The 13,228-nt window shown below is 60.0% G+C and carries 12 protein-coding genes; all 12 read left to right on the top strand.

The window, feature by feature from the left end:
- The first annotated feature begins 32 nt into the window (after positions 1 to 32).
- Entirely contained in the window at positions 33 to 1,742 is a 1,710-nt protein-coding gene (gene pilB / locus GMST_RS01425) for a type IV-A pilus assembly ATPase PilB (RefSeq protein WP_183352814.1), read from the top strand.
- Positions 1,743 to 1,757: 15 nt separating this feature from the next.
- Positions 1,758 to 2,861: a type IV pilus twitching motility protein PilT gene (locus tag GMST_RS01420; protein WP_183352813.1), complete on the top strand. Its 1,104-nt coding sequence runs from the start codon at positions 1,758 to 1,760 to the stop codon at positions 2,859 to 2,861.
- Positions 2,862 to 2,898: 37 nt separating this feature from the next.
- Positions 2,899 to 4,119: a type II secretion system F family protein gene (locus GMST_RS01415; RefSeq protein ID WP_183352812.1), complete on the top strand. Its 1,221-nt coding sequence runs from the start codon at positions 2,899 to 2,901 to the stop codon at positions 4,117 to 4,119.
- Between the two features lie 3 nt (positions 4,120 to 4,122).
- Positions 4,123 to 5,739: a two-component system sensor histidine kinase NtrB gene (locus GMST_RS01410; RefSeq protein ID WP_183352811.1), complete on the top strand. Its 1,617-nt coding sequence runs from the start codon at positions 4,123 to 4,125 to the stop codon at positions 5,737 to 5,739.
- A gap of 50 nt (positions 5,740 to 5,789) precedes the next feature.
- The gene (locus tag GMST_RS01405; protein WP_183352810.1) at positions 5,790 to 7,163 is read left to right on the top strand and encodes a sigma-54-dependent transcriptional regulator; all 1,374 of its coding nucleotides are present in this window, start codon (positions 5,790 to 5,792) and stop codon (positions 7,161 to 7,163) included.
- 224 nt (positions 7,164 to 7,387) lie between these two features.
- Positions 7,388 to 7,618 (top strand): type IV pilin protein, encoded by a 231-nt coding sequence (locus GMST_RS22370; RefSeq protein ID WP_183352809.1) that lies wholly within the window; start codon positions 7,388 to 7,390, stop codon positions 7,616 to 7,618.
- A gap of 28 nt (positions 7,619 to 7,646) precedes the next feature.
- The gene (locus tag GMST_RS01395; RefSeq protein WP_183352808.1) at positions 7,647 to 7,991 is read left to right on the top strand and encodes a hypothetical protein; all 345 of its coding nucleotides are present in this window, start codon (positions 7,647 to 7,649) and stop codon (positions 7,989 to 7,991) included.
- Positions 7,992 to 8,204: 213 nt separating this feature from the next.
- On the top strand, positions 8,205 to 8,882 hold the full coding sequence (locus GMST_RS01390; RefSeq protein ID WP_246399155.1) for an ABC transporter permease: 678 nt from the start codon (positions 8,205 to 8,207) through the stop codon (positions 8,880 to 8,882).
- Complete coding sequence (locus GMST_RS01385) at positions 8,879 to 9,718, top strand: hypothetical protein (protein WP_246399154.1); 840 nt, start codon at positions 8,879 to 8,881, stop codon at positions 9,716 to 9,718. Before GMST_RS01390 ends, GMST_RS01385 begins: the two co-directional genes overlap by 4 nt.
- Before the next feature lie 21 nt (positions 9,719 to 9,739).
- Positions 9,740 to 10,651 (top strand): ABC transporter ATP-binding protein, encoded by a 912-nt coding sequence (locus GMST_RS01380; protein ID WP_183352806.1) that lies wholly within the window; start codon positions 9,740 to 9,742, stop codon positions 10,649 to 10,651.
- Positions 10,652 to 12,391, top strand: coding sequence for a glycosyltransferase family 39 protein (locus tag GMST_RS01375; RefSeq protein WP_183352805.1), 1,740 nt, complete (start codon positions 10,652 to 10,654; stop codon positions 12,389 to 12,391).
- On the top strand, positions 12,388 to 13,227 hold the full coding sequence (locus GMST_RS01370; RefSeq protein WP_183352804.1) for a decaprenyl-phosphate phosphoribosyltransferase: 840 nt from the start codon (positions 12,388 to 12,390) through the stop codon (positions 13,225 to 13,227). Before GMST_RS01375 ends, GMST_RS01370 begins: the two co-directional genes overlap by 4 nt.
- The last annotated feature ends 1 nt before the right edge of the window (position 13,228 follow it).

Raw genomic sequence — 13,228 nt, 5'->3', positions numbered from 1 at the left:
CGGGGTGTTAACGCCGCCAATGAGGGTTTTTCATGCATATCAGTAGATTGGGAGAGCTGCTGGTCGGGAACAACCTGATCACCAAGGAGCAGTTGCAGCAGGCGCTTGCCGAGCAGAAATCGTCCGGCGGCCAGATGCGCCTGGGCTCCATTTTGATCCGGGAGAACCTGATCACCGAGGCCGACCTGACCTCGTTTCTCTCCAAGCAGTACGGCGTGCCGACCATCAACCTCGCGGACTACGACGTCGATCCCCAGGTCGTCAAGGTCATCCCCGCCGAGATCGCCCACAAGTACCAGATCGTCCCGGTGAACCGCGCCGGTTCGACGCTGATCATCGCGATGAGCGACCCCTCCAACATCTTCGCCATCGACGACATCAAGTTCATGACCGGCTACAACGTCGAGGTGGTGGTGGTGGCCGAGAGCGCCATCAAGACCGCCATCGACAAGCTCTACGACCAGAGCGCCTCCCTGGCCGACGTGATGAACGACCTCTCCGAGATGGAGGACTTCGAGGTGGTGGGGGAGGAGAACGACGTCGACGTCTCCTCGCTGGAGCGCGCGACCGAGGACGCCCCGGTCGTAAAGCTCGTGAACCTGATCCTCACCGACGCCATCAAGAGGAAGGCCTCGGACATCCACGTAGAGCCCTACGAGCGGAGCTTCAGGGTGCGCTACCGCATCGACGGGGTGCTCTACGAGGTGATGAAGCCCCCCCTGAAGCTGAAAAACGCCATCACCTCGCGCATCAAGATCATGAGCGAGCTGGACATCGCCGAGCGCCGGCTCCCCCAGGACGGCAGGATCAAGATCAAGCTGGGGGGGGGCAAGGACATGGACTTCCGCGTCTCGGTGCTCCCCACCCTGTTCGGCGAGAAGATCGTCATGCGTCTTCTCGACAAGTCGAACCTGCAGCTCGACATGACCAAGCTGGGCTACGAGCCCGAGGCCCTGGAGTCCTTCCAGCGCGAGATCCACAAGCCCTTCGGGATGGTGCTCGTTACCGGCCCGACCGGAAGCGGCAAGACCGTTTCGCTCTACTCGGCGCTCTCGGAGCTCAACAAGGTGACCGAGAACATCTCCACCGCCGAGGACCCGGTCGAGTTCAACTTCGCCGGCATCAACCAGGTGCAGATGCACGACGACATCGGGCTCAACTTCGCCGCGGCCCTCAGGGCCTTCCTGCGCCAGGACCCCGACATCATCATGATCGGCGAGATCCGCGACTTCGAGACCGCCGAGATCGGCGTGAAGGCCGCGCTCACCGGCCACCTGGTGCTCTCCACGCTGCACACCAACGACGCCCCCTCCACCATCAACCGCCTCCTCAACATGGGGATCGAGCCCTTTCTGGTGGCGAGCGCCGTCAACCTGATCACCGCCCAGCGTCTGGCACGCCGCGTCTGCCAGGAGTGCAAGGTGGTGGAGGAGATCCCGGTGCCGGCGCTCGTCGCCGCCGGGGTCCCCGAGGCCGAGGCACCTCACCTCGTCTGCTACCGCGGCGCCGGCTGCGCCAAGTGCAACAACACCGGCTACAAGGGGCGCGTCGGCTTCTACCAGGTCATGCCGATGCTGGAACCGATCCGCGAGCTGATCCTAAACGGCGCCAACACCGCCGAGATCAAGCGCGAGTCGATGCGGCTGGGGATCAAGACCATGCGCCAGTCGGGGCTTACCAAATTGGCCGAAGGGGTCACCTCGTTTGAGGAAGTGCTCAGGGTTACCGTCTCGGATGACTAACCGGGTGAGGATATCATGATCAATTTTCATCAGTTGCTGAAGGAACTCGTGGAACGGGGCGGCTCGGACCTGCACATCACCACCAACACCTCGCCCCAGATCCGCATCGACGGGAAGCTGACGCCGATGGACATCCCGCCCTTGACCCCCGTTGAGACCAAGCAGCTTTGCTACTCGATCCTCACCGACAGCCAAAAGCACAAGTTCGAGGAGGAGAACGAACTCGACCTCTCCTTCGGCGTCAAAGGGCTGTCGCGCTTCAGGGGGAACATCTTCGTGCAGCGCGGCGCCGTGGCGGGTGTCTTCCGCGTCATCCCCTACAAGATCCTCACCTTCGAGGAACTGGGGCTGCCGCCGGTCGTCAAGGAGCTCTGCGACAAGCCGCGTGGCCTGATCCTCGTCACCGGTCCCACCGGCTCCGGCAAGTCGACCACGCTCGCCTCGATGATCGACCGGATCAACACCGAGCGCCACGACCACATCGTCACCATCGAGGACCCGATCGAATACCTGCACCCGCACAAGGGGTGCATCGTGAACCAGCGCGAGGTCGGCGCCGACACGAAGAGCTTCAAGCACGCCCTCAAGTACGTCTTGAGGCAGGACCCGGACGTGGTCCTCGTGGGCGAGCTGCGCGACCTGGAGACCATCGAGGCGGCGCTTACCCTCGCCGAGACCGGCCACCTCTGTTTCGCGACCCTGCACACCAACTCGTGCGCCCAGACCATCAACAGGATCATCGACGTCTTCCCCCCCTACCAGCAGACCCAGGTGCGCGTGCAGCTCTCTTTCGTGCTCGAAGGGGTGCTCTCCCAGACCCTCATCCCCAGGGCGGGCGGGACCGGTCGTGCCCTGGCCCTCGAGGTCATGGTGCCTAACCCGGCGATCCGCAACCTGATCCGCGAAGACAAGGTGCACCAGATCTACTCGCAGATGCAGGTGGGCCAGGACAAGTTCGGCATGCAGACCCTGAACCAGAGCCTCATGTCGCTTTTGGCCAAGCGCATCATAAGCGTGGACGACGCCCTGGCGCGCTCCTCCGAGCCCGACGAATTGAAGCAGATGCTCTCTCCGGGGAGCGCCGTTTTGGGGCAGCCGCGCCCCCGCCCGTCGCGCTAGCCGCGGCAGCGTGTAGTCACTACCAAAGGAGAACTCTATGCCTAAGTTCAGTTGGGAGGCCAGGAGCAAGGCCGGCAGCACCCAGAAGGGTGTCATGGAAGCCGGCAGCGCCCTGCAGGTCGAGGCCCAGCTCAAGAAATACGGTTTCACCGGCATCACCGTGAAGGAGGAGGGGCGCGGGCTCAGCATGGAGCTCAAGCTCCCCGGCCGCAAGGGTGGCAGGGTCGATACCAAGGACCTGGTGGTCTTCACCAGGCAGTTCGCCACCATGATCGACTCCGGCCTGCCGCTCGTGCAGTGCCTGGACATCCTGGCGAGCCAGCAGGAGAACAAGACCTTCAAGGATTGCCTCACCAAGGTGAAGGAGAGCGTGGAGAGCGGCTCGACCTTCGCAGACGCCCTCGCCAAGCACCCCAAGGTCTTCGATCAGCTCTACGTGAACCTGGTGGCTGCCGGCGAGGTGGGCGGTATCCTCGACACCATCCTGTCGCGCCTGGCGGCCTACATCGAAAAGGCGATGAAGCTCGCCAAGCAGGTAAAGGGGGCCATGGTCTACCCCGCCACCATCATGGCCATCGCGGTCATCGTCGTCGGCGTCATCCTGGTCTTCGTCATCCCGACCTTCGCCAAGATGTTCGCGGACTTCGGCGGCGAGCTCCCGGCCCCGACCAAGATCGTCATCGCCCTCAGTAACTTCCTCACCAAGTACATCCTGGTGATCATCGCCGCCCTCTTCGGGATCAAGTACGCCATCGGCAAGTACTACGCGACCCCCAAGGGGCGCCGGGCCATCGACAACATGGGGCTCAAGGCGCCGGTGGTGGGCCCGCTGATCCGCAAGGTGGCCGTCGCCAAGTTCACCCGCACCCTGGGGACCATGATAAGCTCCGGCGTCCCGATCATGGACGGCCTCGAGATCGTTGCCAAGACCGCGGGGAACAAGATCGTCGAGGAGGCCATCTACAAGGTGCGCCAGTCGATCTCCGAGGGCAAGACCATCTCCGAGCCGCTTGCCGAAAGCGGGGTGTTTCCCCCCATGGTGGTGCAGATGATCTCGGTCGGCGAGGCCACCGGTGCCATGGACACCATGCTCAACAAGATCGCCGACTTCTACGACGACGAGGTCGACGACGCGGTAGGGGCCCTCACCTCGATGATGGAGCCTCTGCTCATGGTGTTCCTGGGGACCACGGTCGGCGGCCTGGTCATCGCCATGTACCTGCCGATCTTCAAGCTGGCCAGTACGGTCGGCGGGTAAGGTATGCCCGACCGTAAAAGGATCGGTTGGTTCATCCTGCTAAGGGTGGTGGTCGTCTCAGCTTTTCTCGCCTCCACCCTTTTCCTTGACCTGCACCTGGACAGCGCCGCGGAAGGCGCCCGCACGGTGGTGGTCCGGCTGGTCCTGGCGACCTACCTGTTCTCGCTTATCTCCTACGCAGTCCTCAAGCTGACCCGGCGCCAGGTCCGGACCCTGAGCTACGCGCAGATCGTCTGGGATCTGGTGCTGGTCACCACGCTCATCCTGGTTACCGGCGGTGTCAGCTCACCCTACGCTTTTCTCTACTTTCTCTCCATCGTCAGCGCGAGCGTGCTTCTGGCGCGCTCCGAAGCCTACTACACGGCGTCGTTGTGCGTCATCCTCTACGGGGCGATCCTCGACTTCCAGTACTACGGGCGCCTAAGCGCCCTGGGGCTGCCGCCGTCCGTCGCGCAATCAAGCGGCGCAGGCTACATCTTCTACCTGATCTTTCTCTACGCGACCTCGTTTTTCCTCACCGCGTTTCTGGCCGGCAGCCTCGCCGAGCGCGCCCGGCGCAGCGAGAGCGCCCTGCAGGAAAGGGAGATCGACTACGAGGAACTGGAGCGGCTCAACACCTCGATCGTCTCCACCATCCAAAGCGGCCTGGTAACCGTCACGCCGGCGCTGCGCATCAGGGTCTTCAACCGGTATGCCGAGGCACTGACCGGGATCTCGCAGGAACAGGCCTACGACCGGGAGTTGGGGGAGATTTTTCCCGGGCTCGCGGACCGGATGGTCGTCGATCAGGCCCCCCGACAGGGGGAGTTCGAACACCAGGGGCCGGAGGGGGAGCAGATGCTCCTCTCCTTCAAGTCGGTTCCGCTCACCGGCAAGGAGGGTGAGCCAAACGGTGCCGTCCTTGACCTGCACGACCTGACCCAGATGAAGCGGCTCGCCGGCGAGCTGAAGCGGGCCGACGAACTCGCCGCCGTCGGTGCCCTCTCCGCGCGCATGGCCCATGAGATCCGCAACCCTTTGGCCGCCATCAGCGGTTCGGTTCAGCTCGTCGCCCTGAGGGAATGGGCCGACGAGAAGGACAAGAGGCTCTTCTCCATCATCCTGAGGGAGACCGACCGGCTCGATGGGCTCTTGCGCGACTTTCTCCTCTACGCCAAGCCCGCCACGCCGGCGAAGGTTCCCCTGCAACTGCGCGGCCTGATCTCCGAGCTGAGCCCGCTTTTGGCCCGTGATCCTCGTCTCGAGCGTGTGAACATCGAGAACCGGGTGCCCGGCCACATCGTGGTCGTCTTCGACAAGGACCAGTGCAAGCAGGTCTTTTGGAACCTGATCGTTAACGGTGCCGAGGCCATGTCCGGAGAGGGGCGCATCGTGATCGACGCCTCGGTCCAGCGCGGCGGGGAGGCGGACCAGGTGCGCATCAGGGTGAAAGACAACGGCCAGGGGATGTCCGAGTCCGACGTTAACCGCGTCTTCGAGCCCTTCTTCACGACCAAGAAAGGTGGCACCGGCCTGGGGCTGGCGACCGTGTACCGGATCGTGGAAACCCACGGCGGCCGCATCGCGGTCTCCAGCGAAGCCGGCAAAGGAACTACCATGACGCTGTTCCTGCCGGGGTAGTTGCGGCACCCCTAACCCCTGATCCCTAGTTCCTGTTTTAAGAGGTACAGATGCCAGCCAGGATTTTGATTGTCGATGATGAATTGAGTATGCGCGAGTTTCTGGCGATTCTCCTGGAAGGTGAGGGGTACCAGGTGGACCAGGCGGAGTGCGCCGAGGACGCCCTCGACTCGATGGCCCAGGTGAAGTTCGACCTGGTGATCTCCGACGTCAGCATGCCCGGCCTGAACGGGATCCAGCTTTTGTCGCGCATCAAGTCGCAGACCCCCGAAACCGCCGTTTTGATGATCACCGCCTTCAGCACCGCGGAGCAGGCCGTCGAAGCGATGAAACTTGGGGCCTACGACTACATCGGCAAGCCGTTCAAAGTCGAGGAAGTAAAAGTCCTGGTGGCCAAGGCGCTTGCCCAAAAGACCCTGGTGCAGGAGAACCAGCGCCTCAAGGCCGAGGTGCAGGAACGCTTCAGCTTCAGCGGCCTGGTCGGCAAGAGCAAGCAGATGCGCGAGGTCTACGACCTCATCTCGAAGGTCGCCGACAGCATGGCCAATGTCCTCATCCTCGGCGAGAGCGGTACCGGCAAGGAGCTGGCCGCCAAGGCGATCCACTACAACAGTCCGCGCCGCGACCGCAGCTTCCTCGCCGTTAACTGCGGAGCCATTCCGGAAACCCTCATCGAGAGCGAACTCTTCGGCCACACCAAGGGATCCTTCACCGGTGCCATAGCAGACCGCCCCGGGCTTTTCGAGCAGGCCGAAGGGGGGACGCTCTTTCTGGACGAGATCGGCGAGGTGCCGCTGCAACTGCAGGCCAAACTGTTGCGGGTGCTGCAGGAGCGGGAATTCCGCAGGGTAGGGGGGAGCAGTTCCCTCAAAGCCGATGTGCGCATCGTCGCCGCTTCCAACCGCAACCTCGAAGAACAGGTGGGGGAGGGGACCTTCCGCGAGGACCTCTTCTACCGGTTGAACGTGGTCCAGGTGCGCATGCCCGCCCTGCGCGAGCGGGCCGAAGACATCCTGCCGCTCGTGGAGCATTTCTACAAGAAGTACGCGCTCTGGTCCGGCAGCGGCGACATGGTCACGCCGGACGCTGCGGCGGCCCTGTTGAACTACCCCTTCCCGGGCAACGTCCGCGAGCTCGAGAACCTCGTGGAGCGCTGCGTCGTACTCGGAAGCCGCGTCATCACCCTCGAATGCCTCCCGCCGAAGGTACGCAACTTCGTCCCGGTCTCAACCCCGCTCGATCCCGTCGACATCCCGCCCGAGGGGATGGACCTGCAGGGCTACCTGGACACCCTCGAGAGTCGGCTTTTGGTTCAGGCCCTGGAGAAGAGCGGTGGGGTGAAGAAGAAAGCCGCGGCGCTCTTGGGGATGACCTTTAGGTCCTTCCGGTACCGACTGGCGAAATTCGGCATGGACGACGAGTGAAGTGACAAATATTGTCACCTATTTTGCGGGGAGGTGTCCATTTTCGGCGCCTCGCTGGTGCCTTTTGAGACGGGATACCTGTAAGTCGTTGTAATATCGCCAAGTGATATGTGTCTCTTCTTTGGCGCACAAGTTGCTACAGTGGCGGTGGTTACGAATTCGGAGGAAGGGCCGCACGCGGCCTTACAACAATCGGTAACACCACACTGTAAAAGGAGAGACTCATGTTACGTAAACTCAGAAGCAAAAAAGGCTTCACCCTGATCGAGCTCTTGATCGTTGTCGCGATCATCGGCATCCTTGCAGCAATTGCTATTCCGCAGTTCTCCGCTTACCGTCAGAAGGCCTACAACAGCGCCGCCAACTCGGACCTGAAAAACATCAAGACCGGCATGGAAGCCTACCTGGCCGACAGCCCGAGCCAGTCTTACCCGAGCGGCCTGACCCTTCAATAATTGACACTACCCTAAGAGGAGAAATCTTATGAAAAAGATAGTACTTTTGACTGCAGTTATGATGATGGCTGCTGCCTCCGCATTCGCTGCAGGCGGCGCTGCTACCGGCACCATCGATTTCGCCAACGCAGGTCTTACCGTGGTAAGCAGTGGCGACGCCAAGAACATCGGCAAACTTTCCGCTAGCGTGGGCCTCGGTTATACCGGCGGAGCTACCGGCTACGGTATCGTCACCCAGCACCAGAAAGGCACCAAGGCCTTTGCAACCACCTTTGATTCCACCGCGATCTTCTCCAAAGACGTCACGACCGGTGCCGGGGCTTCCATCTCCGCATCTGATTCGAGCGCCTTCGGCGGCTGGACCGCAATGTAATACCGTAGCTTTGTAAAACCGGTTATGTTACAAAAAGGGGCGGGATGTGCAAGCATTTCGCCCCTTACTATTGGAGCGATTAAAACAATGGATGTCTTTAGGGCTACTGTCGTCATGACCTTTCGTTGGATTTTGCGGGACAGGGTGTTGCATGCCATTTTGGCTGTCGCCCTGCTCATGATTCTCCTGGTGCCTGCTCTGAGCACGTTTTCGATGCGCCAGGTCCAGGAATTGTCGATAACCCTCTCGCTCTCCGCCATATCCTTCGTCCTTCTCATGGTCACCGTGCTTCTAGGGGCGTCCTCGGTATGGCGTGACATCGAACGGCGCTACCTGGCCTCCGTGCTTACCCTCCCCATTTCGCGGACAGTTTTTCTGCTGGGAAGGTTCTGCGGCATCGCCTGTTTCATCGCACTCTGTGGCGTTGTGCTGGGTGCCGCAGCCGCAGTCATCATCTCTGTTTCTTCAGCACAGTATCCCTCCGATATCCCCATCCATTGGGATAAAATCGGTCTTGCGCTCCTGGCGGACATCGCAAAGTACATCATGCTTGCCTCGGTCGGTATCTTCTTCTCCACGGTAAGTACCTCGTTTTACTTCCCCTTCTTCGCCTCTATCGGCATTTACCTTGCGGGTAGCGGGTCCCAGGAAGTCTACGAGTACGTAAGCGGCCAGTTTGGCAAGGAGATGGGCTCGGTGTCGGTTGCCCTCTTCAAGGCGGTCTATTACCTGATCCCCAACTTTGCCGCCTTTGACCTTAAGGTGCCGGCAATTTATGGGGTCCCCGTACTTCCCGCGGGGCTCGGGCTCACCTTCAGCTACGCCGTCCTTTACTGCGCCATCCTCCTCTGCGTTTCCTCCTACACCTTCTCGCGGAGGCAGTTCCCGTGACCCGCGGCCTGATCCTTGGCGCCCTGCTGCTTCTCTACGCTCTGGTGGTGGTACCCTTCACTACCTACATGAGGCAGCGGCCGGTGGCCCTCAAGCTCGGCTATACCCCCGCCGGTGAGGCGCTGCGTCTGGTGGCATCCGACCAGCGCTACCTGTTGGCGCAACTGGCCGTCGACCGTGTGCTCTTCTATTTCGGCTCGCTCTTCACGAAGGATGGCCACCGCGTCTCGACTCCTCCGGAATACTTCAACATGTTCGCCACCATGCAGAGCGCACTGAAACTCGATCCCTACAACATGGACGCCTACTATTTCACCGAGGCTGCCTTTACCTGGGAATTGAAACGGATCCGTGAAGTGAACAACATGCTCGACTACGGCATGAAGTATCGGACGTGGGATGCCCAGCTTCCCTTCTATGCGGGTTTCAACGCTGCCTATTTCAGCAAGGATTACCGCACAGCTTCGCTGTACATGCAAAAAGCTGCGGAACTTTCCGGCAACCCGCTCTACACGACGCTTGCCTCCCGGTACTTCTACGAGGCCGGCCAGAGCGCCCTGGGTATTACCTTTCTGAGGGCCATGGAACAATCGGCAAAGGACGCCAAGGTCAAGAAGATCTACCAGGTGCGACGCAAGGCGCTGGAAGGGATTACCGTTATTTCCGACGCGCTGAACCGGTTCCGGGAAGCCCGGCATACCCTGCCTCCAGACCTGAAGACCTTGGTACGGGAAGGGTTCCTCTCGCGCATTCCCGAAGATCCCTATGGCGGCACCTTCTACCTTGATTCCAAGGGAAAGGTTGTCTCCTCAAGTAAACTCGCCGGAAAACAGTAACGACCACCAACAGGAATTGTTATGAATGCTATTGATATCCGCAACCTCTCAAAGACTTACCGAACCAGGAAATGGGGGCGTGTCGACGCCCTGCAAGATCTGACACTTTCAGTTGGTAAAGGTGAGGTCTTTGGTTTTTTAGGTCCAAACGGCGCCGGGAAAAGTACCACCATAAAGACCCTGATGGGGCTCATTTCTCCCTCCGCGGGGACTGCCCAAATGGCCGGAGTTCCGGTAGGTGACGCCCGTTGCCGCATGAAGGTCGGCTATCTCCCCGAGAATCCTGCCTTTTATGATTTCCTGACCGCACGTGAATACCTTCGCTTTGTTGCGGCGATGTTTGGCATGTCCCCTCAAGAAACGCAGGCGGCCACGGGCAAAGTGCTCGGTCTTTTGGAACTCGAGGGTGCTGCTGACCGGCCGATCCGCGGCTTCAGCAAAGGGATGGTCCAGCGTCTGGGACTCGCCCAGGCCATGCTGCACGACCCGGAGATCTACGTCCTCGACGAACCCATGAGCGGTCTCGACCCGCTTGGCCGCGCGCTGGTGAAAAACATCATCCGCGATCTCAAGCAGCAAGGGAAGACTGTGTTTTTCAGTACCCACATAACTGCCGATGTCGAGGTCGTCTGCGACCGGGTCGGGGTCATTGTCAAAGGGAAGCTGCAGACAGTGAACGCTGTACATGAATTACTCGCTGCGGGCGTCGTTGGCTACCAGGTTCAGGTAACAGGGCTTTCGGATTTCTCGGGCGAGGGTGTTGAGGTGACCGTCCGCGGGGGGGGGATACTGGAACTCCAGGTGCCGCGTGAACTGCTTTCTCTTACCCTGGAAAAGCTTGGCAGTCGCGGTGCCGAGATAACCCTGATCGAACCCAACCGCCAGGACCTGGAATCCTTTTTCCTCGAAGTCGTGGCGCAGGGGAAGAAGTAGATGCTCAAGACGAAGTACCAGATCCTGTTCCTGGCATTCATCGTTCTCGGTCTGTACTACCCAGCGCTTTTTTCACCGTCCTGCTCGACCGATGACTCATACATGATCAATAACCTCCTTAACATGGAGGACTTCAGTATCAGGGCGCTTTTCTTTCCTCACGGTGCCGGCCAGTACTACCGCCCCCTTTTGTACCTCTCCTTCGTCTTCGACAAATACCTTTGGGGCCTTGAAGAGAGCTTCATGCACTTGGAAAACGTGCTGTTGCATCTTGTCAACACGCTTTTGGTTTTTGCCGTCACCCGACAGCTGCTCAAACTGATGAGGCAGGAAGCCGACAACTGGCTTCCCCTGGCGGCCGCGCTCATCTTCGCGGTGCACCCCATCAACACCGAACCGGTCAACTGGATTTCCGGCCGTACGGATCTTATGGCCGGGACTTTCGTCCTGACATCGCTTTGGTTGCTCCTTGAGTCTCTTCGTTCCGCAAAGGTGCTACCTGCGTTTCTCTCTGGCTGTGCACTGCTTTTAGGGTGCCTCTGCAAAGAACCGGCACTCTTCTTCGCTCCGCCTGCCCTGTTCCTGGTCCTTTGCTACGACCGGATGGAGGGGCTACACCAGAGCATCAGGGCGCGGATCGTGCGAGGAGCCGCGCCGGTACTCTTCATCGTTCTTGGTGCCTCGGCTTATCTACTCATGCGGTCCTCTGCGCTTTCCTCAAAAGACAGTGGCATCGCCGCTGTCACGAAGCAAATCCAGGCTCCCCCCACGGATATTTTGAATCTGGCGCGCATTGTTGCAAAGCTTACGGGCTTCTACCTCAAGAAGGTGTTCCTCCCATTTCCGCTCAACTTCGGCATCGTTGAAGTAGCGAACCTTTACGTCGTCCCTGGGGTGTTATTCCTTCTCGTACTCTGTTGGCTCCTCTATCGACGTTCTGTCAGTGCGTTCCTTGTCTTTTCAGGTTTCTGTATCTGTGCGCCCTCTTTTATCCTTGCGGTAAGCGAAATGAGTTGGACTCCTATCGCTGAGCGCTACCTCTACATGCCCAGTGCCTGCTTTGCAATCTGGCTTGTGTTTCAAGGCTCCCGGCTATTGAAAGACCGACTGACCTGGGCACCCGTTATGGTGAGTGCTTTAGGCCTGTTACTAACCGGGTCGGCTTATGCAACCGTGAGTCGGGGCATCCTCTGGCAGGACAACGCTGCCCTCTTTGCGGACACCTTGAAGAAATCTCCAAACTTCGGTGTCGCTCGCAATGACCTGGGCGTGGCGTTGCTGAAACAAGGGAAAAAGGAGGAGGCTTACAAGATCTTCAAGTCGGGCGGAGTCGGTAATTTCCAGGCAGCTTCCCTTAACATCGCCAAAGTACTGATCGAGGAGAAAGATTTCGGCGCTGCGCACAAACTGCTCCGTGAGCGCTACAAGGAACACACGCGCTATCATGCGAAAGTCCTGGACATGCTGGTTCAGGTGCTGGAGGCCCAAAAAGCGAATGCTAAAACTCCGCACGAGTCCAGAGTACTTAACCGTGAACTCGCAGAGGTAATCTGCGAGCAGTACCAGGCCACCGGCAACCCCTTCTACCAGTACCGCCTGGGGCTTACCCACCTGAGCCTGGACAACCGCAGCAGTGCCTACCGCTGTTTCTCCAGCGCCAAGGCAGCCGCACCGGCAACCGCGCACTATCGCCCTGCCGCCATTCGCCTGGCCCAGCAGTTCAGGAAACAGGCGCCATGAGCTACCTGTCCCTGCTGCGTCCAAACCAGTGGCTTAAGAATCTTATGCTCCTTTTCCCCCCTTTTCTGGGCGGGCAGCTGTTGAACCCGGGCGTGCTTCGCGCTGGAATCGTTCCGATAGCCAGTTTCTGCCTGGCCAGCAGCAGTACCTACATCCTCAACGACATCATGGACCGGCAGCACGACGCTCTGCATCCACGCAAGAAGTATCGGCCGCTTGCCGCGGGGAAGGTCCCGCTCAGCGCTGCCTTCGTCTTGGCCGCCGTTCTCTGCGCAGCCGGCCTGTGGCTCGCCTCCCGGGTTTCGGGAACCTTCTTCCTGATCCTTGTGGCGTACCTGGCGATATCGGTCAGTTACTCGCTCAAGCTCAAACAGTTGCCGCTCGTGGATCTCTTTTGTATTGCCTCAGGTTTTCTGCTCAGGCTCGAGGCGGGTGGCGAGGCTTTCCGCATCGTGATCTCCGACTGGCTCTTTCTCTCGGTATTTCTTCTGGCGGTGTTTCTTGCCACCGGCAAGCGTCTGGGCGAGAAGCAAAGTCTGGGAGAGGAGGCAGGCGGCCACCGCAAATCGCTGCTCAGCTATCCCGACGGCTTTCTTCCGGGGGCGATGTACATGACCGGGGGCGCAGTCCTCGTCACCTACACCCAATATGTCATCGTACGACACACGATGATCTATACGGTTCCTCTTTGTTGCTTTGGTCTTATGCGCTTCATCATGCGGGTACAAAGCGGGCAGGGGGGGGATCCGACAGAGTCCTTACTGAAAGATGTGCCGCTTTTTATAGTGGGGCTTTTGTGGGCGGTTATGGTAGGATGGGGCCTCTATTCCGGCTGAC

The sequence above is a fragment of the Geomonas silvestris genome, from assembly GCF_014193515.1.
In the GTDB taxonomy this organism is placed as follows: domain Bacteria; phylum Desulfobacterota; class Desulfuromonadia; order Geobacterales; family Geobacteraceae; genus Geomonas; species Geomonas silvestris.
Note: the sequence above shows the minus strand (reverse complement) of the source record. Positions and strands in the feature narration are given on the sequence as shown.

Excerpts from the sequence above, each read along its gene's own strand:
- pilB (WP_183352814.1), top strand. The coding sequence starts at position 33 with ATGCATATCAGTAGATTGGGAGAGCTGCTGGTCGGGAACAACCTGATC.
- GMST_RS01415 (WP_183352812.1), top strand. The coding sequence starts at position 2,899 with ATGCCTAAGTTCAGTTGGGAGGCCAGGAGCAAGGCCGGCAGCACCCAG.
- GMST_RS01380 (WP_183352806.1), top strand. The coding sequence starts at position 9,740 with ATGAATGCTATTGATATCCGCAACCTCTCAAAGACTTACCGAACCAGG.
- GMST_RS01370 (WP_183352804.1), top strand. The coding sequence starts at position 12,388 with ATGAGCTACCTGTCCCTGCTGCGTCCAAACCAGTGGCTTAAGAATCTT.
- GMST_RS01405 (WP_183352810.1), top strand. The coding sequence starts at position 5,790 with ATGCCAGCCAGGATTTTGATTGTCGATGATGAATTGAGTATGCGCGAG.
- GMST_RS01420 (WP_183352813.1), top strand. The coding sequence starts at position 1,758 with ATGATCAATTTTCATCAGTTGCTGAAGGAACTCGTGGAACGGGGCGGC.
- GMST_RS22370 (WP_183352809.1), top strand. The coding sequence starts at position 7,388 with ATGTTACGTAAACTCAGAAGCAAAAAAGGCTTCACCCTGATCGAGCTC.
- GMST_RS01375 (WP_183352805.1), top strand. The coding sequence starts at position 10,652 with ATGCTCAAGACGAAGTACCAGATCCTGTTCCTGGCATTCATCGTTCTC.
- GMST_RS01390 (WP_246399155.1), top strand. The coding sequence starts at position 8,205 with ATGCGCCAGGTCCAGGAATTGTCGATAACCCTCTCGCTCTCCGCCATA.
- GMST_RS01395 (WP_183352808.1), top strand. The coding sequence starts at position 7,647 with ATGAAAAAGATAGTACTTTTGACTGCAGTTATGATGATGGCTGCTGCC.
- GMST_RS01410 (WP_183352811.1), top strand. The coding sequence starts at position 4,123 with ATGCCCGACCGTAAAAGGATCGGTTGGTTCATCCTGCTAAGGGTGGTG.